Below are 17,975 nucleotides of genomic sequence, written 5' to 3' on the forward strand. Positions count from 1 at the left end.
GGCCTGCCGATGTGGCAGGCCTTTTTGTGTCCGCTGTTCAGCGTATCAGTGGGCGTAAACCGGGTAGTCGGTATAACCACGCTGATCGCCGCCAAAGAACGTGCTCGGGTCTGGTGTGTTGAGCGTCAGGCCTTCGCGGATTCGCCGAGGCAGATCGGGGTTGGCCAGAAACGGTCGGCCAAATGCGATGATGTCAGCACGGTCTTGAGCCAGAGCCTGTTCTGCCGATTCCGGGTCGTAGCCGCCGGCGATTATCAACACGCCGTCCCACGCCTCACGCAACTGGCCGATGATTGCGTCCCAGCGCGGATCGAAATTCTCGTCCTTGACGGTGCCAACCACGGCCGGCTCGACCAGGTGCAGGTAGGCCAGCTTCCAGCGGTTCAACGAGCGCACGATGTAGCCGAATGTGGCTTGCGGCGATTCATCGCCCATGCCCATGAAGCGCCCCATGGGCGTCAGGCGAACGCCGACACGGTCAGCGCCGACTTCGTCGACCACGGCCGACACCACTTCCAGTAGCAGGCGCGCGCGGTTTTCCAGGGGGCCGCCATAACCGTCAGTGCGCTGGTTGCTGTTGCTGTTGATGAACTGATCCAGCAGATAGCCGTTGCCGGCGTGAATTTCCACGCCATCCATCCCGGCGTTCAGCGCGTTGCGTGCGGCGCGGCGATAGTCGCGGATGATGTCGGCGATTTCCGAGGTCTGCAGTGCCCGAGGCACCGGCACGTCGCCCCAGACACCTTGGCCATCGGCGTTGACGATGAAGGTTTTGCCCGGAACGGGCAATGCGCTTGGCGCTACCGGCAGTGCGTTGTAAGGTTGAAAGCTTGGGTGCGATACGCGGCCCACGTGCCAGAGTTGCATGAAGATCAATCCACCGGCCCCGTGTACCTCGTGGCTGATTTCGCGCCAGGCGTTTACCTGTTCATCGCTGTAGATACCAGGTGTCCAGGCATAACCCTGGCCCTGGCGAGAGATCTGCGTCGCCTCGGTGATAATCAGCGCGGCACTGGCACGCTGGCGGTAGTACTCGGCGTTCATCGCGGTCGGGATGTCCCCCGGTTGCCCTGCACGAGAGCGAGTCAGTGGTGCCATCGCCACCCGATGAGGAAGTGTGTAGGGGCCGAGGGCTATCGGGCGGAAGAGATGCTGCGTCATGGGTGTTCTCCAGAATTCGGAAAGGTCGGTGGACGGTGTCGGACATAGGGTCCGGCATCGGATGGCCCTACGTTAAGCGGCTGTCCGGCGCTTGATAATCCACACGCGACGCCACGCTGCATTGCGTGAAATGCAACGTGGCGCGGATCAGGAAGGCTGTTGCGAGCGGGTCAGGGGAAGGTTCAGCCAGCGCCGCCCGGTGGCGTTCGCCACGGCATTACCGATGGCCGCGGCCATGGGGCCCTGAACAATTTCGGCAGCGCCCAGAAACGGTTGCCCTGGCTGGTCGAGCAGGTGGACGTCAACTTTTTTGGGGATTTGCGAGAAGCGCAGGATCGGATAACCACTCCAGTCGTAGCTGCGTATGCCACCGGCGTCATAGGCGACCTTTTCATACAGTGTCCAGCTGGTGGACTGCACGATCCCGCCTTCGACCTGATTGCGCAGGCCATCGGGGTTGACGATCTGCCCCACATCCACCGCCGTGACGACGTGATCGATCTGCACTTCGCCGGTTTGTGGATGGACCCGAAGACGTACGGCGATGGCGCAATAGCCCATGATGTTTTTGTAGCGTGCAAACGCAAAGCCAATGCCCGCGCCGGGCTCGCTGCTTTTTTGTGGCCAGCCGACGGCATCGCGAACTTGCTCGACAACGGCCCTTGCCCGGGGATCGGCCAGGTGCGCCAGACGCAGGGCAACCGGATCAACTCCTGCCTTGGCGGCCAGCTCGTCGATACAGGCTTCGATGGCGAAGATGTTGATGTGCGCCCCCAGCGAGCGCATGGCAGAAGTGCGGAACGGCATCTCGGTGACGAAGTTCATGTTGATGCGCGAGGAGGCCAGGGTGTACAGCGGCACTGCGTTGCGATCGCCGTCGCCTTCAGGTTGAGCGATCGGCACCGACGGCGCAGAAGTGAACGGCCGGGCCAGCAGGCGCGCGGGCAGCAAGCGCCCGGCATTGACGATGCGTTCGTTGTGAGGCGTGGTCCACAGTTCGTAGTTCCAGTCCTGCAACCGACCTTGTGGATCAAGATTGGCCTGCACTTCGGTGACCATCGCCGAGCTGTAGGGCTCCCAGAGATTTTCCTGTTCGCGCATCCATTGCACCCGCACCGGCGTGCCCGGTACGCGCATGGCAATCAGCGCCGCGTCGGCCGCTGCATCGTCAGCGCCGTTGTGGCCATAACAGCCGGAGCCTTCAGTGTGGATGCAGCGCACGCGCTCGGGTGGCAGCCGCAGCATCTCGGCGATTCCGGCGCGCAGCGGATACACACCCTGGGTGTGGGTCCAGACGGTGAGGGTGCCATCCTTGAGCCAGGCCACGGCGCAGGACGGACCGATCGAGCCATGCATCAGATATTGCTTGGTCACCCGGGCTCGATATTCGTTGTCGGTCGCGCCCTGGGGTGTGCCCTCATGGCTGATCGGATAACGACGCGAGGGCAGGTGTTTGAGCAAGGTGTGGATGTCGCGCGATTCGGGAATCGCCTGTCCGCCGCTCCAGCGCGCCGAGGCGTATCCGTGGCGCATGGCTTTGATCGCTTGCCATTCATCCCGCGCAACCACGGCCAGATAATTGCCGTCGCGAATCACCTGCACCACCCCGGACAGCGTCTTGATCGATTCAATATCGATGGCTTCCAGCGTGCAGCCGGGGCGCGGCGGGCGGATGAGCCGGGCGTGGAGCATGCCCGGCAGGCGAATGTCCTGCACGAACGCGGCGCCGCCGCTGACTTTGCCCGGGATATCCAGGCGTGGCAGCGAATGGCCGATGAGCTTGAATGACGCCGGCGGCATCGAGGGTGACTCGGACGTCGCATACCGGTGCAGATCGACCTGCTGCACGGCGTCGGCGTAAGACATGCGTTGCCCGGTCGGGCCAAGAATGATGCCGTCGCGAGTCGTCAGCAACGCCGGCGCAACGTTCCAGCTGCGCCCGGCCGATTCCAGCAGCATCTCGCGCACTTGTGCCGCCGCGTTGAACAGCGCGGTGCCACTGTCGAAAATCGTGTGGCTGCCGGCGGTGTAGCCTTCGTTCGGCGTGAGTGCGGTGTCGGCGGTGAGCAGGTTGATCGCTGTGGGGGCGACCTCCAGCCGTTCAGCGGCAATTTGCAGTAACGCGGTTTTGACCCCGGTGCCCAGTTCGACCTTGCCGGTGTAGACGGTGATGCCGTCGGGGCCGACGCGGATCCAGGCATCGAGCCAGGGGTTGGTGCGCAGGCTGCCGGGCAGGTCCGGCGCCAGCACGACCGTGCCGAGGGTATCGACTTCGGTGTCAGCCAGGGCGCGGCGCGAGACCGGCACCAAAGCAAACGCCACCAGCAAAGCGCCGCCGCGCAGGAACGCACGGCGACTTTGATCGACCTGATTGATCGTCGTCATTGCGAACTCCCGTTTTGCCGGGCGACCAGGCTGATCGCCTCGATGATGCGCAAATGCGTGCCACAGCGGCACAGGTTGCCTGCCATGTGCTCGCGAATGGTCTGCTCGTCCGGATGCGGGTTGCTCTCCAGCAGTGCCTGCGCACGCATCAACATGCCGGCGATGCAGTAACCGCATTGAGCGGCCTGCTTGGCGATGAACGCTTGCTGCAGAGTGCCGGGGCGTTCGGCCGTGCCCAGGCTCTCGACCGTCCGCACCTTTTTGCCCTCAAGACCCGCGCAGGGTGTCAGGCAGGAAAACACCGGTTGGTCATCGACGATGACGGTGCAGGCGCCGCATTGGCCCAGGCCACACCCGTACTTGGCGCCGTTCAGGCCCAGGTGATTGCGCAGCGCATAAAGCAGCGGCATGTCGGGTTCCAGCTCGAGAGCCCGGGAGGATCCGTTGACGTTGAGGGTGATCTGAGTCATTTCGTCTCCTGACGTAGCGCTTGGAGGGTGGCGGAAAGGTCGGTCCACGGTTGATCGGGGCTGGCCTGATGGCGCAGGTAGCCGGCCAGGGCGTTGAGTTGGGTGTTGTCGAGACTGGCGGCGAACGAGGGCATTACCGGTCCCGGGTGGCCGGGTTCTGCCGGGATGCCTTCAAGTACGGTTTTCACAAAGTTGCGCGGGCTGGCGGACTGCAGCGCCGAGGTGCGATCCAGTGCCGGGCGGCCGTCGATGTCACGCATCGGCGCGCCTTGGGCATGGCAGCCGGCGCAGGCACTGGCGAACAGCAACGCGCCAGAGGATCGATCCGCAGGTTCAGCGCTGGCGCTCGGAATTTCGTTGATCGCGGTTTTCGCCGGCAGACTCAGCAGGTATTCGGCAATCGCCTGAGCATCTTCCACGGGCAAGCGCGCCAGACCGAGGCTGACCGGGCGCATCGGGCCCGCCGCCGTGCCGTGTCCGTCGACCACTTCGGCCCGCAGGTAACTCACCAATTGTTCGCTGCTCCACGGGTTTGCCCGGTGCGCCATGCCCAGCAATGACGGCGCGTCCCAGCCATCCACGCTGCCGCCGGCCAGGTTTTCGCCGGACTTCTCGGCACCGATCAGGTTCAACGGCGAATGACAGCCCGCGCAGTGACCGGGCCCTTCGACCAGGTAACGTCCGCGATTCCACGCCTGTGATTGCTCGGCCACCGGCGTCAGCGGCTTCCCATGCAGGAACAGCAGGTTCCAGAACGACACCAGAGGCCGGATGTTCATCGGGAAGTTCATGCGGTTCTGTTGTGGCGGCGAGTCCACGGCCGGGCCGCTCATCAGGTACGCATAGGCATCGGCGATATCGTCTTCGCTCATGCGCCGGTAATGAACGTAAGGGAAGGCCGGGTACAGGAAGTGGCCGTCGCGGGAGATCCCTTCACGCATCGCCCGCTCGAAGGCCGGCAGCGACCATTGGCCGATGCCGGTCTGTGGATCCGGGGTGATGTTGGTGCTGTAGAGGGTGCCGAACGGCGTCACCAGCGGCAGTCCACCGGCCAGGTATTGGCCGCCGGGACGCGTATGACACACCGCACAGTCGCCAGCCTCGACCACTCGTGCGCCGCGTTGCCGTTGTGCGGAATCGAAGGTTTGCGGGCGTTCGACCGGCGCAATTGCCGGCCGCCACATCAGCGCCAGGGCCGCGACTGCGCCGATCAAGGCGAGGGCTGCCGCGCTGATCCACAGCGCTCTGGATTTCATGAATTGGCCGTTCATGAGCGGTTGCCCAAGAGGCACGCGGCGGGCGTGAGGGACGGATTCGGCATCTTCGACAACTCCTTGAGCGACCGGGGGAAGGGCGCTGATGGAAAGCCCTGCGCCAGGTGCCCAAGGGTAGAGAAGTTGCAAACGTCCGAGTATTGCCAGACCGCGCAATAGCACGTTGCGCCAAGTGCAACGCCGAGGGTCGTTGCATTTGGCGCATCACTCAATTGCCTCTGGGATGGATACTCGAAGGTCAAAGCAGCCCTTAGCCTTGGCGTGACTTTCCAAACTCATCGAGGTGTCATCATGCTTACGGGCAATCCGGCAGCGGCGGCCAAGGCCGAACCATCCGCTTCTCTTTCCGGCCTGATGGTCGCGTTCCTGGCATTCTGCTGCGGCGCGGTCGTGGCCAACCTTTATTACGCGCAGCCGATCGTCGAACTGATTGCGCCGCAGATCGGCCTGTCCAGCGCCAATGCCAGTCTGATTGTTTCACTTACTCAGTTCGGTTATGCGTTGGGTCTGTTGTTGCTGGTGCCGCTGGCGGACCTGATGGAAAACCGCCGTCTGGTGGTGGGTTTCACCCTCGCGGCGAGCGTGACATTGTTGTGCGCCGGTCTGACACATTCGCCATCGATGTTCCTCGTCTTGTCATTGCTGATCGGCCTCACCTCCGTGGCGGTGCAGATCCTTGTACCGCTGGCGGCGCATCTGGCGCCCGAGGCAACACGTGGCCGGGTAGTGGGGAACATCATGAGTGGCCTGTTGCTGGGTATTCTGCTGTCGCGTCCGCTGTCGAGTCTCATGGTGGAAGTATTCGGCTGGCGCGGAGTGTTTTTCAGCGCAGCGGCACTGATGGCGGTCATCGCTCTGATCACCGCCGTTGCACTGCCACGCCGCGTTCCAACCCATCAGGCGACTTATGTGGCGCTGATCGGCTCGGTGTTTGCGCTGGCCCGTCGGCACGCGGTTCTGCGTCAGCGTTCGTTGTATCAGGGCTTGCTGTTCGCCAGTTTCAGCCTGTTCTGGACTCTCGCACCGATTGAGCTGATGCGGCACCACGGTTTCAGTCAGGCACAGGTGGCGATATTTGCTCTGGTCGGCGCCGTCGGCGCGGTCGCCGCGCCGATTGCCGGGCGCCTGGCCGATGCCGGGCACGGTCGGCGCGGGACGCTCGTGGCACTGTTGCTCGCGCCGGCCTCTTTGCTGATCGCCGCGCTGCCGGGCAGCAGCTATGTCTGGCTGGTGGTTTGCGCGGTGCTGCTGGACTTCGCCGTGCAGCTGAACATGGTGCTGGGCCAGCGCGAGGTGTACGCCATCGATCCGCACAGCCGGGCCCGCCTGAATGCCGTGTACATGACCAGCATCTTCGTTGGCGGCGCCTTGGGGTCGCTGGTGGCGAGTCCGCTCTATGAACATTTTGGCTGGAACCTGTCTGCCGTGACTGTGGCATTGCTGCCGGCTCTGGCCCTGGCGATGTTCCTGAGCCGCAAGGCCGATGCCTGATCGGCAGGCGTCGACGAGTCCGATGAAGCACGGTCCTACAAGACGAAGGGGGAACGGTGATGCACAATCATCATCGTTTCCTTTCGATCGGGCTCCACTTATGGACAAGTTGCTGGCACTGAAAATGTTCGTTGAAACGGTACGTTGCGGTGGTTATTCATCGGCCGCGCGCAAACTCGGGATCTCGACTTCATCGGTAACACGCCAGGTGGCGGGGCTGGAAAACGAGTTGGGCGCCAGCCTGCTCAATCGCACAACACGCAACACCAGCGTGACGGTCGCCGGACAAACCTATTTCGAGAAAGCGGTGGCCATCCTCGACGCCATCGATGAGGCGGACGCCGTTGTCGCCGACCGTGGCAGCGAGGCGCAAGGGCGTTTGCGCATCAGTGTACCGGTGGAGTTCGGCCGACAAATCATCGCTCCGCATCTGGGGCGATTGCTCGACCGGCATCCGGGTCTGGAGATCAGTGTGTCGCTAAGCGATCAGGTCAGCGATCTGCTGAGCGAACAGATCGATGTCTCGGTGCGTCTCGGATCGACGGTGGTCAGCGAAGATATCGTCAGCAGACGGGTGGGTGGCTTTCAACGCTGGGTGGTGGCGAGCCCGGCTTACCTGGGTCAGCACACCGCGCCGGTGCATCCGCGAGATTTGCTTGAACACCAATGCCTGCGTTTCGATTACGCGGGTTCGCACCAGCACTGGACGTTTCAGGGCGACGAAGAAACCATCCAGCTCAACGTGCACGGCCGTCTGCAAAGCAACAACGCCGATATCCTGCGCGAAGCGGCTGTCGCGGGGCGCGGGGTGACGCTATTGGCTGACTGGCTGGTGCGTGAGGATGTCGCCGCAGGGCGGTTGAGGCGATTGTTGGAACATTACGAAGTCAATCCCGGCAATGCGAGTTGCTGCATCAATGCGTTGTATCTGCCCAATCACCGGGGATCCAGTCGCATCAATGTGTTCATCGACTTTTTGGAAGAAATATTGGCGCTTCCCTGCGCCCGAACCCCTTAGAAAGTGTACTTGGCCGTCAACATCATGTTGCGCGGGCTGCCATAGCTGTCGCCACCGTAGCTGACGTCGTTGGCGATGGACTGGTAGTACTTGCGGTCGAAAATGTTGTTGGCGTTGAGTTGCAGATCCAGGTTCTGGTTGACCCGGTAGCCGGCCATCAGGTCGGTGACGGCGTATGCACCTTGCTTGAGGCGGTAGTTGCCGCCATCGAGCAGTTCGATGTCGTTGTACATGCGGCTCTGCCAGGAGATGTTGCCGCCCACGCGCAGTTTTTCCAGCGGGCCCTGGAAGTTGTAGCGGGTGGTGAGCTTGAACAGGTGCTCCGGGGTGTCGGTGTCGAACTGCTTGTTCACCTTCTGCGGGTTCTCCGCATCCTTGATGGTGTGCGTGCGGGCGTAGGTGTAGCCGCCACCGATCTGCCAGTTGTCGGTGAGCGCGCCTTGCAGTTCGAAGTCGATACCCTGGCTGCGGATCTCGCCGGAGGCCTCATAGCAGGAAGCCTGAGGGCAGTTCGGCACGAACACCTGCACCGCGCGGTTTTCCTGATCGACGCGGAACACGGCGAGGCTGGCATTCAGCGCACCGCCCAGGTATTCGCCCTTGATGCCGACCTCGTAGTTCTTGCCCACAATCGGTTTGACCGGGGTGCCGGAGGTGTCCTTGTTGCTCTGCGGCGTGAAGATGTCGCTGTAGCTGGCGTACACCGAATGATGGTCGTCCAGTTCGTAGATCAGGCCTGCATAGCGGGTGACGTTGCGGGTGACCTTGTAGTCGCCGTCACCATCACGGTTGTCGTAGTCGTACCAGTCCAGACGTCCGCCGAGGATCAGTTTCAGCGGGTCCGCGAGGCTCAGGCGGGTGGTCAGGTACACGCCGTCCTGAGTGGTGACTTCACGCGTGTTGTTGGTGTGGACGAAGTCCGGTTTGCCGGCGCTGATCGGCCAGTTGGTGTCGTACGGCGAGTAGTTGTGGGTGGTCAGGTCGTAGATGCGCTTGCTGGCACCGACCACCAGTTCATGGCTACGTCCGAAGGCTTCGAACGGGCCGCTGAAGAAGGCGTCCAGACCGGCCTGGTTTTCATCTGCCTTGGACTGATAGACCGTACGGGCCAGGGTGTTGTTGACCCAGCGCGACTGATACGAGCCGGAGAACAGTGCATTCTGTTCGGAATAGTTGGCGTTGACCTGCAGCTTCCAGTCGTTGGCCAGTTGCTGACGGATCTCGGCGAAGACGGTGTTGATCTCCTGATCCTTGTTTTCCCAATAGGTGCCTGGGTTGTAGGAGCGCGGCAGGTCGAGGTGATGACCGTCGAGGCCGATCATCGACGAACCCCAGAAGTAGTTGGTCTTGTCCTTCTGGTTGGAGAAACCGAGGGTCAACGTGGTGTCTTCGCTCAGATCGGCTTCGGTGACGGCGTAGAACAGGTCGTGTCGCTCGCCCACGTCATCAATGAAACTGTTGGAATCGCGATAGGACGTGACCACCCGGCCGCGCAGGGTGCCGCTGTCGTTGAGCGGGCTGGAAGCATCGAGCTCGCCGCGATAGTTGTCCCAGGTCCCGGCGGCACCGGTCAGGGTGACGCGCTGTTCGGCCAGCGGACGTTTGCGGACCAGATTGATCGCCGCCGAAGGGTTGCCGGCGCCGGTAACCAGGCCGGTCGCGCCTCGAACGACTTCAACCCGATCGAACATCGCCAGATTCGGCTGGGATCCGACGTTCACGCCGTTGTAGCCGCTCGGAATGCCATCGTACATCAGGTTATCGATGTCGAAACCGCGGGACGTATAGGCCTGTCGGCCGGGGCCGCTGGAGTAGTTGAGGAACAGACCCGGCGTGGCGTTGACCACGTCATTGATGCTGGTCATCGCCTGATCGTCCATGCGCTGGCGGGTGATCACGGTGACGGCTTGGGGAGTTTCGCGCAGGGTCAACGGCAGTTTGGTGGCAGTGGCCATGGTGCCGGTGGTGTAGGAATCGGAGCCTTCGGTGGTGCTGCCCAACTGTGTGGATGTGATGGCGGTCGCGCCGAGTTCGAGAGTAGCTGGTGGGGAATACTCTTGCGATTCGCGGGTTTCATCGGCCAGCGCCGGAGTCATGACGGCCATGCAGATGGCCATGGACAGAAGGTTGCGTGACGGGTTGAAACGATGCTGCGAGGAGGGGCGCGACATGAAGGTTTCCTGATTTTAAATAGCAAACAAAGAGCAGTTGAGAATCATTGCTAATAATTGTGTCAGGATTTTTTACAGCGACAAAGCGATTCGTGAAAAAAATGTGAAAGTGCGTTCGCGAAAAAAACAAAACGCCCGAGGCAGTGCCTCGGGCGTTTGAGGATGAAACTGGCGTAAACCTGTTTCAGATCAGGCGCAGGGTGACATCGATATTGCCGTGAGTCGCCTTGGAGTAGGGGCAGGTCTGGTGCGCGGCTTCCATCAGCGCCTGGGCGACCGAAGACTCCAGCCCCGGCAGGCTGACATTCAAACGGGCCCGCAGGAAAAACGCATCGCCGGTCTTGCCCAGATCGATTTCGGTTTCAACCGCCACATCAACCGGCAGTTTGAGCTTCAGCGACGCAGCCGCTTTGCCCATGGCGCCGATGAAGCAGGCTGACCAACCTGCCGCCAGCAGTTGTTCCGGGTTGGTGCCGCTGCCGTGGGAGCCGGGTGGCGACAGTTTGATGTCCAGATTGCCGTCCGAACTGCGCGAGGCGCCATCGCGTCCGCCGGTGGTGCGGGTCTTGCCGGTGTACAGCACGGTGTCGATTTGATTGATCATGAATTGCTCTGCCTGAGTGAGTGAGGGAGTCGGAAAATCAGGTTCCGATGGCCCACACTTTTGCATCGGCATGTACCCGGGATGTGTCGTGCCAGGGGGAGTTATGTATCGTTGTGTAGCCCCAGGCCCGGCAGCCTGGAAAATGGTTCTGCTGGAATGGTTGGGGGGCGGTGTATTGAGGCTTTCGCAGATCCCGACGCCGGGCACCCGCAACCTTCAACGTTGGCCCCGGATAGGAGGACAACGATCGCTCGGTTACCTTTGACCCTCGGTCAGTTCTCAATACTATCCAACAGGGTAAAGGCTATGTTTCTTGTCCGGGTCAGTGAGCCTGGTGACGTAGCTTTCAGGATGGATCTTGAACAAGGCGCGGTACATCGTTGGTGCGATGCCTGACGAAATTCCCCGCCTTTTTCTTGTTAAGGAGAACACAGATGGCAATCGATCAACGACTCGAAACCTCAGATAAAACTGCGCTCGTAGAAGCCGAGGTGTATCGATGGTACAACCTCTTTTTTCCGTGGTCGCGCGGCGTGGCTTCCCAATCGGAAGGCGCCATAAAACCTTTGTACGACGCGTTGGCGAACGATTTTCGGGTGGTGCTCACGGACGGTCAGATCATGGACCGCGAGAACTACTGGGAACGCCTTTGGGGTTTGCACGGCAAACGTGCCGGAAGCCCCGAGTCGCACATCATCAATCTCTCGATCACGCCGCTCCCCGGTGACTTCTTCCTGACGGTTTTCGACCTGGTCAAGAACGGGATCACCAAGAAGAAAGTCGACTCGGCGCTGATGCGCCTCGACCCGGATTCGCCGTCGGGAATATCGTGGATTTACGTCCATGAAAGCGAGCACGAGACGTCGTTCGCGTAAGGTGCTTGATTACCCGGTCGCGGTGTTCAGCGCCGCGACCTGCTTGCTTGGCGTTACCGCGCCGGGCAGCCCCGTCAATGGCCCATCAGATTTCGTCGCGAACCTGCATAAGCGCGAACCCCAGCAGATTCAGGCCTTGCCACAGGTTGGGGTTGCTCGCGTTTTCGTGATCCTGAGCGAGTCCGATGCCCCAGATGCTATCAACCGGACTTGCCTCAACGATGATGCGAGAACCGGTGCTCTTGAGGAATGCATGCAACTCCGGGTTTTGCGTGAACTTGGCTTGGTTCGCCCGGACGACAATGGCATATCTGTGTTGCAGCCATTGGTGCTCGTTGAAGCGGCGTACGTTACGGCCAAGCGCTTTTGCTGCGTTGGGGGTAGGGGCCTGGAGTACTTGAGCACGAATCTCATGATCGCCGAACAGGGCGGCCTTCTCGGCCATCATGTAATGTTCGGCAGTCGCGTAGCGTTGCCCTTCAATAACGAATTCGGCTTCGAACCACTGGCTAAAACACGAAGCTGTGACGCCGTGCTTGCTTCGCTGGTGTCCCCAGAAAAACGCAAATTCAAGCGCCTCTCCAGCGTTGAAGCGGGAGCGGAGGTCTTCCAGATACTTGGAGTCTTGCAATGGATGCTTCCTTGGCAATTGGCGTTTGAGGCGACAGTTTTATCACGACTTCCCTGAGCAAACACGCAATCAATGAACAGCGCAGGTTGGCCGGCGTCGGGGAAATGCTTCCCCAACGATAGAATGAGGACCTCTATGAGGACGCAGATTTTTAAGAACGCCAGAAACGACAAAGCCCTGAATAATCAGGGCTTTGAAGTACTAAATATGGCGGAGGCGATGGGATTCGAACTCATGGACCTGTTACAGTCGACGGTTTTCAAGACCGTTGCCTTAAACCACTCGGCCACACCTCCGTTTGCGTTGCGGGCGCCATAATACCTGAATGAAACACACTGTCAAACTCTGTGCATGGCTTGTTACAGAGCGTCTGTTATGATCTTTGCGACTGAACGTTTCAAACCAACAGGAGTGTCGCCATGCGCGAACAGGATTACGCAGTTCACAACAGCGTGCAGGCTGAGCAGCTAGAGGTTAGCCGCGTCCTGCGCAACACTTACGGTCTACTGGCGCTCACCCTCGCATTCAGCGGTGTGATGGCGTTCGTGGCCCAGCAGATGCGGGTCGGCTACCCGAATATTTTCGTGGTGCTGATCGGTTTCTACGGGCTGTTCTTCCTCACCAACAAGCTTCGTGATTCCGCCTGGGGCTTGGTGTCGGCGTTTGCCCTGACCGGTTTCATGGGTTTCCTGCTCGGTCCGATCCTCAACCGTTACCTGGGCATGCAGGGCGGCGCTGAGGTGGTCAGCTCCGCGTTCGCAATGACTGCACTGGTGTTCGGTGGTCTGTCGGCCTACGTGCTGATCACCCGCAAGGACATGAGCTTCCTCGGTGGCTTCATCACCGCCGGTTTCTTCGTCCTGCTGGGCGCGACGCTGGCGAGCATGTTCTTCCAGATCAGTGGCCTGCAACTGGCGATCAGCGCAGGTTTCGTACTGTTCTCGTCGGTCTGCATCCTGTTCCAGACCAGCGCCATCATCCACGGCGGCGAGCGCAACTACATCATGGCGACCATCAGCCTGTATGTATCGATCTACAACCTGTTCGTCAGCCTGTTGCAGATCTTCGGCATCATGAGCCGCGACGACTGATCGCTGCACCGCTATAAACAAGAAACCCGCGAAAGCGGGTTTTTTGTTGCCTGCGAAAAAGAGAGCAGGCGATCAATTGATCACGATGCTGCCATCGGCCTGTTGCTTATAGATCGTGTAGGGCAACAGCAATGTATCGAGCACTCCGGACACGGCCGCATCGACCAGCAGGCCCGGTGTCGCGTTCTTGTAGTTGAACGCATCGACGTCATCCGGCTTTTCGGCGTGCAGCAGGCAGAAGTCGTAAGTCACGCCGCTGTAAATGCGTGGTACGGCGCCGCAGTAGGATTTGTTCGCTTTCAACTGCTCCGTGGAGTGCTTGTCACTGAACGCCACGGTCTGCACCGTCCCGCACCCAGCCAGCATCAACGTCGCCAGCATCATTGCCTGAATTTTCATGCCGCCAATCCTTCGCCGGAAAAACTCAATCTACGCCGCTCAGGCCATCGGCGGCAATCGGCGTTTGACCGGGGTCTTCTTGACGATCGCAGTATTGGTTTCCGCCAGCGTGTTCAGCCGATCAAGCAGGGTGTCCAGCTGTTCCATCGAGCGCACATGCAGACGGGCGATGAAACAATCCTCACCGGTAACCTTGTCACATTCGGTGAACTCGGGAATCGACATAATCTGCCGCTCGACTTCCTGCAGCTGCCCCGGCAATGGCCGCACCCGGACAATCGCCTGCAACTGGTAGCCGAAGCACTTCGGATCGATCTCCACGGTATAGCTCTTGAGCACGCCGCGCTCCTCCAGGCGGCGCAAGCGCTCGGCCACACTCGGTGAAGACAACCCGCTGATCTGCGCCAGCGCCTTGAGCGAGCGCCGCGAATCCTCCATCAAGGCCCCGATCAGGATCTGGTCGATATCGTCGGTCATACAAAACTCCCGCATTAGGCAAATGAAGCAAATCACCCTTGATAAAAAAGGTAGAAATCGAGTTTAGCCTGCTTTTTGCGCTGGAGAAGCTTCGGTCTCGCTTGGCATACTTTTGCCACACATTAAGGAGATTGATGATGGACAAAACAATCCGTCGCGGCTCATTCGAAATGACCGCTGCCATGCTGATATCCGGGACGATCGGCTGGTTCGTGCTGGTCTCCGGGCAACCGGTGCTGGACGTGGTGTTCTGGCGCTGCGTGTTCGGCGCCGGCACCTTGCTGCTGATCTGCGCCGTATTCGGCTTCCTGCGGCCGGGCATCCTGACCCGTACCACATTCCTGCTGGCGGTGCTCAGCGGGGTGGCAATCGTCGGCAATTGGGTGCTGCTGTTCGCCTCCTATTCACGGGCTTCGATTGCCATCGGCACGGCGGTGTACAACGTGCAGCCGTTCATGCTGGTCGGGTTGGCGGCGCTGTTTCTCGGCGAGAAGATCACCCTGCAGAAGCTGTTCTGGCTGGCGATTTCGTTCATGGGAATGCTGGCTATCGTCAGTGCCCACGGCGGGCAGGGCGAGGGCGGCAATGATTACCTGATGGGGATCGCGCTGGCGCTGGGGGCGGCTTTTCTGTACGCCATCGCCGCGTTGATCATCAAGCGTCTGACCGGCACGCCTCCACATCTGATTGCGCTGATCCAGGTCTGCACCGGGGTATTGCTGCTCGCGCCGTTCGCGCATTTTTCGGCGATGCCCGAGGCACCAAGTGCCTGGGCCAGTCTGGTGACGCTGGGCATTGTTCACACCGGTCTGATGTACGTGCTGCTCTATGGCGCGATCCAGAAACTGCCGACCGCATTGACCGGTGCGCTGTCGTTCATCTATCCGATCGCGGCGATTTTCGTCGACTGGTTTGCCTTCGGACATCAACTGCAAACCCTGCAATGGATCGGCGTGGCAGCAATTCTGCTCGCCGCAGCCGGCATGCAACAGGGTTGGGGCCTGAAGGCGCGGCGCCTGGCCGCGCAGTAAACCTCAGATGTTCCAGCGCGGTGCAGTCTTCGCCAGGCGCTGGCGCATCTCGCCGATGTTGGCCGCCAGTTGCCGGGTCAACAAACGGTAGCCGTCGAGAGGACTGTAGACCGGTGTGTCGAGGCTGGCGTCCGGCAACGCCACCGGGCGCCCCAGCCGCTGTACCGCCCCGGTTTTCAACGCTCGGGCCATGCCGATCAATTGCACGCGAATATGCCGGTGCTCGGCCTTGAGCGCCGCTTGCAGGTGCGCCATGGCGTCGGGGTCGTTGGCGTCCGGGCGGATGTTGCCGAGGATTTCCAGGGTGCTGATGCACATGCGCAGGTTGCGCTGGATCGCGTCCAGTTCGGTCATCGACACTTTGACTTCCTTGGACACCGACGGCATCAGCGAACGCAATTGCACCATCACCGCGTTCAGCCGGTTCATCAATTTCAAGTGTTCGTCGGCGGTTACAGGCTGGCCGCCGATGATCCGCCCGAACACCGTGGCGCAATCGCGCAGCGCATCGGCCAGGTTGTAGCGCCACGAGTACACCGCGTACAGCGGCAGGGCGAAGGAAAAGGCCAGGGCCAGGGCGATACCGATCAGGATATCGACCCCGCGCCACAGCCCGTCGGTGATCGGGTTGTCGCCATGCCCGGCGACGATGAATACGGTGATGGCCGAGAGCAGGGCGGTGTAACCACCCTTGCCGATGGCGTGATACGAGAAAAATCCGCACACCACCGCCATCGCAAAATAGGTCAGCCATGGCATGCCCAGCCATGCCTGTTGCGCCACTATCAGCAAACCGACGCCAGCGCCGATCAAGGTGCCGGTGGCACGTTCGGCGGCTTTCTTGCCGATGTTGCCGTGGTGCTGCAAGCCGCCGATCACCACCAGCATGGTCACCGACGCCCATTCGCCGTGGGGCAGATTGATGCCGGTGGTCAGCAGGATTGTCGCCAGCAACCCCAGCGCGACCCGCACCGCGTGGATCGTTCGTGCATGGCGATAACGTCGATACGGGTCGAGCAACGGCCGCAGGATCCGCCGCAACAGCGGCGGCCAGCGGTGGGGGCTGAAAGTGCTCAGCGCTGATTCCTCCTCAGAAGATGTAGTCGGTGGCGATGAAGTTCGAATCGCGCCCGCGAATGATTTCGCTGATCAGATCCTTGTTGGGTTCCTGGAACTTGGTCGCCACCAGCGTACGGATCGAAAACACCCGCAGCGCATCGTGTACCGACAGCGTGCCCTCGGCGGAGTTCTTGCGACCGTTGAACGGGTAGGTGTCCGGGCCACGCTGGCACTGGGCGTTGAGGTTGATCCGCCCGACCTGGTTGGCGAAGGTGTCGACCAGGCGGCCGACCGCCACCGGATTGGTGCCGAAGATGCTCAGTTGCTGGCCGAAATCCGACTCCAGCACGTAATCGATCACGGTGTCGAGGTGACGGTACGGCACGATCGGCACCACCGGGCCGAACTGTTCTTCCTGATACACGCGCATCTGCGGCGTCACCGGGTACAGCACCGCCGGGTAGAAGAACGAGGCCCGCGCTTCGCCGCCATTCGGGTTGACCACTTGCGCGCCTTTGCTCTGCGCGTCAGCCACCAGCCCGTGCAGATAATCGACCTTGCCCGACTCCGGCAGCGGCGTCAGCGCAACCCCGCTGTCCCACGGCATGCCCGGTTTGAGGCTGGCCAGTTTGGCGTTGAATTTTTCGATGAAGCTGTCCACCACATCTTCATGCACGAACAGAATCTTCAACGCGGTGCAGCGTTGGCCGTTGAACGACAGCGAACCGGTAACCGCTTCGCTCACCGCGTTGTCCAGATCCACCTCGGGCAGGACGATGCCGGGGTTCTTCGCATCCAGACCCAATGCAGCACGCAAGCGGTGCGGTTTCGGGTGCAGCTTCTTCAGGTCGCTGGCGGCCTTGTTGGTACCGATGAAGGCAAAGATGTCGATCTTGCCGCTGGCCATCAGCGCACTGACGGTCTCGCGGCCGCTGCCATAGATCACGTTGATCACGCCGGTCGGGAAGCTGTCGCGGAAGGCTTCAAGCAAAGGACGGATCAGCAGCACGCCGAGCTTGGCGGGTTTGAACACCACGGTGTTGCCCATGATCAGCGCCGGAATCAGCGTGGTGAACGTCTCGTTCAGCGGATAGTTGTAAGGGCCCATACACAGCGCCACGCCGAGCGGGACGCGGCGGATCTGGCCGAGGGTGTCCTGTTCCAGCTCGAAACGGCTGGAGCGGCGGTCGAGTTCTTTCAGCGCATTGATGGTGTCGACGATGTAGTCGCAGGTGCGGTCGAACTCTTTTTCCGAGTCCTTGAGGTTCTTGCCGATTTCCCACATCAGCAGTTTCACCACGGCGTCGCGCTGTTGGCGCATGCGTCCGAGGAAGGCTTCGACATGCTGGATGCGCTCGGCCACACGCATGGTCGGCCACAGGCCCTGGCCCCGGTCGTAGGCGCGCACGGCGGCGTCGAGGGCGGTGAGGGCGGTGTCGGCGTCCAGCAGCGGCGTGCTGCCGAGGATCACTTGTTCATCGCCGTTGTCGCCGTGCAGATAGACCGGACTGCGCACGGTGGCGAGCGGGCCGTCCCAGCGGCGCAACTGGCCATCGACCAGATATTCGCGTTGCTCGACCTGACCGTCGAGGCGGTATTTTTCCGGGATGTCGCTGACAGAAGGGAACAGGTTGCCAAGGATGTTTGCTGTGGTCATGTCGCTACCCCGCGTCATTGAAAAAGTCTGTAACGGTTATACGCCTGAATGCGGCGAAATTTAAACCCGCAAATGTCACGCGAATGTCACTCAAAGGCGCAGGGCAGAGGGGGTAGCAACACCGCGAACTCTGTGGGAGCTGCGGTGCGACGATTCGACTTGCCAGCGATGAGGCCGCAAC

The 17,975-nt window shown here is 61.1% G+C and carries 16 protein-coding genes and 1 tRNA gene; 5 read left to right on the forward strand and 12 right to left on the reverse strand.

Annotated features, from left to right (window positions below):
* Nucleotides 1–45: 45 nt before the first annotated feature.
* The 4 genes from KJY40_RS14145 to KJY40_RS14160 form a co-directional block, all read right to left on the reverse strand.
* Nucleotides 46–1,161, reverse strand: a complete 1,116-nt coding sequence (locus KJY40_RS14145) for an alkene reductase (RefSeq protein WP_230737542.1) — start codon at nt 1,159–1,161, stop codon at nt 46–48.
* A 147-nt stretch (nt 1,162–1,308) separates the two neighbouring features.
* Nucleotides 1,309–3,546 (reverse strand): xanthine dehydrogenase family protein molybdopterin-binding subunit, encoded by a 2,238-nt coding sequence (locus tag KJY40_RS14150; RefSeq protein WP_230737543.1) that lies wholly within the window; start codon nt 3,544–3,546, stop codon nt 1,309–1,311.
* Nucleotides 3,543–4,016 carry a (2Fe-2S)-binding protein gene (locus KJY40_RS14155; protein ID WP_230737544.1) on the reverse strand — a complete coding sequence of 158 codons (474 nt, stop codon included), beginning with the start codon at nt 4,014–4,016 and terminating at the stop codon, nt 3,543–3,545. Before KJY40_RS14155 ends, KJY40_RS14150 begins: the two co-directional genes overlap by 4 nt.
* Nucleotides 4,013–5,272: a c-type cytochrome gene (locus tag KJY40_RS14160; RefSeq protein ID WP_230737545.1), complete on the reverse strand. Its 1,260-nt coding sequence runs from the start codon at nt 5,270–5,272 to the stop codon at nt 4,013–4,015. The genes KJY40_RS14155 and KJY40_RS14160 overlap by 4 nt, the downstream gene beginning before the upstream one ends.
* A gap of 309 nt (nt 5,273–5,581) precedes the next feature.
* Between KJY40_RS14160 and KJY40_RS14165 the strand changes: the two genes are divergently transcribed.
* Both KJY40_RS14165 and KJY40_RS14170 read left to right on the forward strand, forming a co-directional pair.
* Complete coding sequence (locus KJY40_RS14165; RefSeq protein WP_230737546.1) at nt 5,582–6,781, forward strand: MFS transporter; 1,200 nt, start codon at nt 5,582–5,584, stop codon at nt 6,779–6,781.
* Between the two features lie 100 nt (nt 6,782–6,881).
* A complete protein-coding gene (locus tag KJY40_RS14170; RefSeq protein ID WP_230737547.1) occupies nt 6,882–7,799 on the forward strand; it encodes a LysR family transcriptional regulator in 918 nt (305 codons plus the stop codon).
* Here the strand turns inward: KJY40_RS14170 and KJY40_RS14175 are convergent.
* Together KJY40_RS14175 and KJY40_RS14180 are read right to left on the reverse strand one after the other, a co-directional pair.
* The gene (locus KJY40_RS14175) at nt 7,796–9,970 is read right to left on the reverse strand and encodes a TonB-dependent siderophore receptor (RefSeq protein WP_230737548.1); all 2,175 of its coding nucleotides are present in this window, start codon (nt 9,968–9,970) and stop codon (nt 7,796–7,798) included. The genes KJY40_RS14170 and KJY40_RS14175 overlap by 4 nt on opposite strands.
* A gap of 184 nt (nt 9,971–10,154) precedes the next feature.
* Complete coding sequence (locus tag KJY40_RS14180) at nt 10,155–10,574, reverse strand: organic hydroperoxide resistance protein (protein WP_230737549.1); 420 nt, start codon at nt 10,572–10,574, stop codon at nt 10,155–10,157.
* A 434-nt stretch (nt 10,575–11,008) separates the two neighbouring features.
* Here KJY40_RS14180 and KJY40_RS14185 point away from each other — a divergent pair, with 434 nt between their 5' ends.
* Complete coding sequence (locus KJY40_RS14185) at nt 11,009–11,449, forward strand: hypothetical protein (RefSeq protein ID WP_230737550.1); 441 nt, start codon at nt 11,009–11,011, stop codon at nt 11,447–11,449.
* Nucleotides 11,450–11,534: 85 nt separating this feature from the next.
* On the opposite strand, the gene KJY40_RS14190 is transcribed toward KJY40_RS14185, so the two are convergent.
* Both KJY40_RS14190 and KJY40_RS14195 read right to left on the reverse strand, forming a co-directional pair.
* Complete coding sequence (locus KJY40_RS14190; RefSeq protein WP_230737552.1) at nt 11,535–12,080, reverse strand: NADAR family protein; 546 nt, start codon at nt 12,078–12,080, stop codon at nt 11,535–11,537.
* Between the two features lie 208 nt (nt 12,081–12,288).
* Nucleotides 12,289–12,376 (reverse strand) — tRNA-Ser (locus KJY40_RS14195).
* A gap of 123 nt (nt 12,377–12,499) precedes the next feature.
* Between KJY40_RS14195 and KJY40_RS14200 the strand changes: the two genes are divergently transcribed.
* Nucleotides 12,500–13,171, forward strand: a complete 672-nt coding sequence (locus tag KJY40_RS14200; RefSeq protein ID WP_007955123.1) for a Bax inhibitor-1/YccA family protein — start codon at nt 12,500–12,502, stop codon at nt 13,169–13,171.
* Between the two features lie 72 nt (nt 13,172–13,243).
* Here KJY40_RS14200 and KJY40_RS14205 read toward each other — a convergent pair whose 3' ends face one another.
* Entirely contained in the window at nt 13,244–13,570 is a 327-nt protein-coding gene (locus KJY40_RS14205; protein WP_230737553.1) for a YceK/YidQ family lipoprotein, read from the reverse strand.
* Between the two features lie 39 nt (nt 13,571–13,609).
* Nucleotides 13,610–14,047, reverse strand: coding sequence for an Lrp/AsnC family transcriptional regulator (locus tag KJY40_RS14210; RefSeq protein ID WP_230737554.1), 438 nt, complete (start codon nt 14,045–14,047; stop codon nt 13,610–13,612).
* 137 nt (nt 14,048–14,184) lie between these two features.
* Here KJY40_RS14210 and KJY40_RS14215 point away from each other — a divergent pair, with 137 nt between their 5' ends.
* A complete protein-coding gene (locus KJY40_RS14215; protein WP_230737555.1) occupies nt 14,185–15,078 on the forward strand; it encodes a DMT family transporter in 894 nt (297 codons plus the stop codon).
* Between the two features lie 3 nt (nt 15,079–15,081).
* Here KJY40_RS14215 and KJY40_RS14220 read toward each other — a convergent pair whose 3' ends face one another.
* Nucleotides 15,082–16,122, reverse strand: a complete 1,041-nt coding sequence (locus KJY40_RS14220; protein WP_230737691.1) for an FUSC family protein — start codon at nt 16,120–16,122, stop codon at nt 15,082–15,084.
* Nucleotides 16,123–16,168: 46 nt separating this feature from the next.
* A complete protein-coding gene (locus KJY40_RS14225) occupies nt 16,169–17,794 on the reverse strand; it encodes an NADP-dependent glyceraldehyde-3-phosphate dehydrogenase (RefSeq protein ID WP_230737556.1) in 1,626 nt (541 codons plus the stop codon).
* Nucleotides 17,795–17,975: the final 181 nt, after the last annotated feature.

This window comes from Pseudomonas fitomaticsae (assembly GCF_021018765.1).
In the GTDB taxonomy this organism is placed as follows: Bacteria; Pseudomonadota; Gammaproteobacteria; order Pseudomonadales; family Pseudomonadaceae; genus Aquipseudomonas; species Aquipseudomonas fitomaticsae.

Coding starts and splice junctions, on each gene's coding strand:
- KJY40_RS14145 (WP_230737542.1), bottom strand. CDS start 1,161: ATGACGCAGCATCTCTTCCGCCCGATAGCCCTCGGCCCCTACACACTT.
- KJY40_RS14150 (WP_230737543.1), bottom strand. CDS start 3,546: ATGACGACGATCAATCAGGTCGATCAAAGTCGCCGTGCGTTCCTGCGC.
- KJY40_RS14155 (WP_230737544.1), bottom strand. CDS start 4,016: ATGACTCAGATCACCCTCAACGTCAACGGATCCTCCCGGGCTCTCGAG.
- KJY40_RS14160 (WP_230737545.1), bottom strand. CDS start 5,272: ATGAAATCCAGAGCGCTGTGGATCAGCGCGGCAGCCCTCGCCTTGATC.
- KJY40_RS14165 (WP_230737546.1), top strand. CDS start 5,582: ATGCTTACGGGCAATCCGGCAGCGGCGGCCAAGGCCGAACCATCCGCT.
- KJY40_RS14170 (WP_230737547.1), top strand. CDS start 6,882: ATGGACAAGTTGCTGGCACTGAAAATGTTCGTTGAAACGGTACGTTGC.
- KJY40_RS14175 (WP_230737548.1), bottom strand. CDS start 9,970: ATGTCGCGCCCCTCCTCGCAGCATCGTTTCAACCCGTCACGCAACCTT.
- KJY40_RS14180 (WP_230737549.1), bottom strand. CDS start 10,574: ATGATCAATCAAATCGACACCGTGCTGTACACCGGCAAGACCCGCACC.
- KJY40_RS14185 (WP_230737550.1), top strand. CDS start 11,009: ATGGCAATCGATCAACGACTCGAAACCTCAGATAAAACTGCGCTCGTA.
- KJY40_RS14200 (WP_007955123.1), top strand. CDS start 12,500: ATGCGCGAACAGGATTACGCAGTTCACAACAGCGTGCAGGCTGAGCAG.
- KJY40_RS14205 (WP_230737553.1), bottom strand. CDS start 13,570: ATGAAAATTCAGGCAATGATGCTGGCGACGTTGATGCTGGCTGGGTGC.
- KJY40_RS14210 (WP_230737554.1), bottom strand. CDS start 14,047: ATGACCGACGATATCGACCAGATCCTGATCGGGGCCTTGATGGAGGAT.
- KJY40_RS14215 (WP_230737555.1), top strand. CDS start 14,185: ATGGACAAAACAATCCGTCGCGGCTCATTCGAAATGACCGCTGCCATG.
- KJY40_RS14225 (WP_230737556.1), bottom strand. CDS start 17,794: ATGACCACAGCAAACATCCTTGGCAACCTGTTCCCTTCTGTCAGCGAC.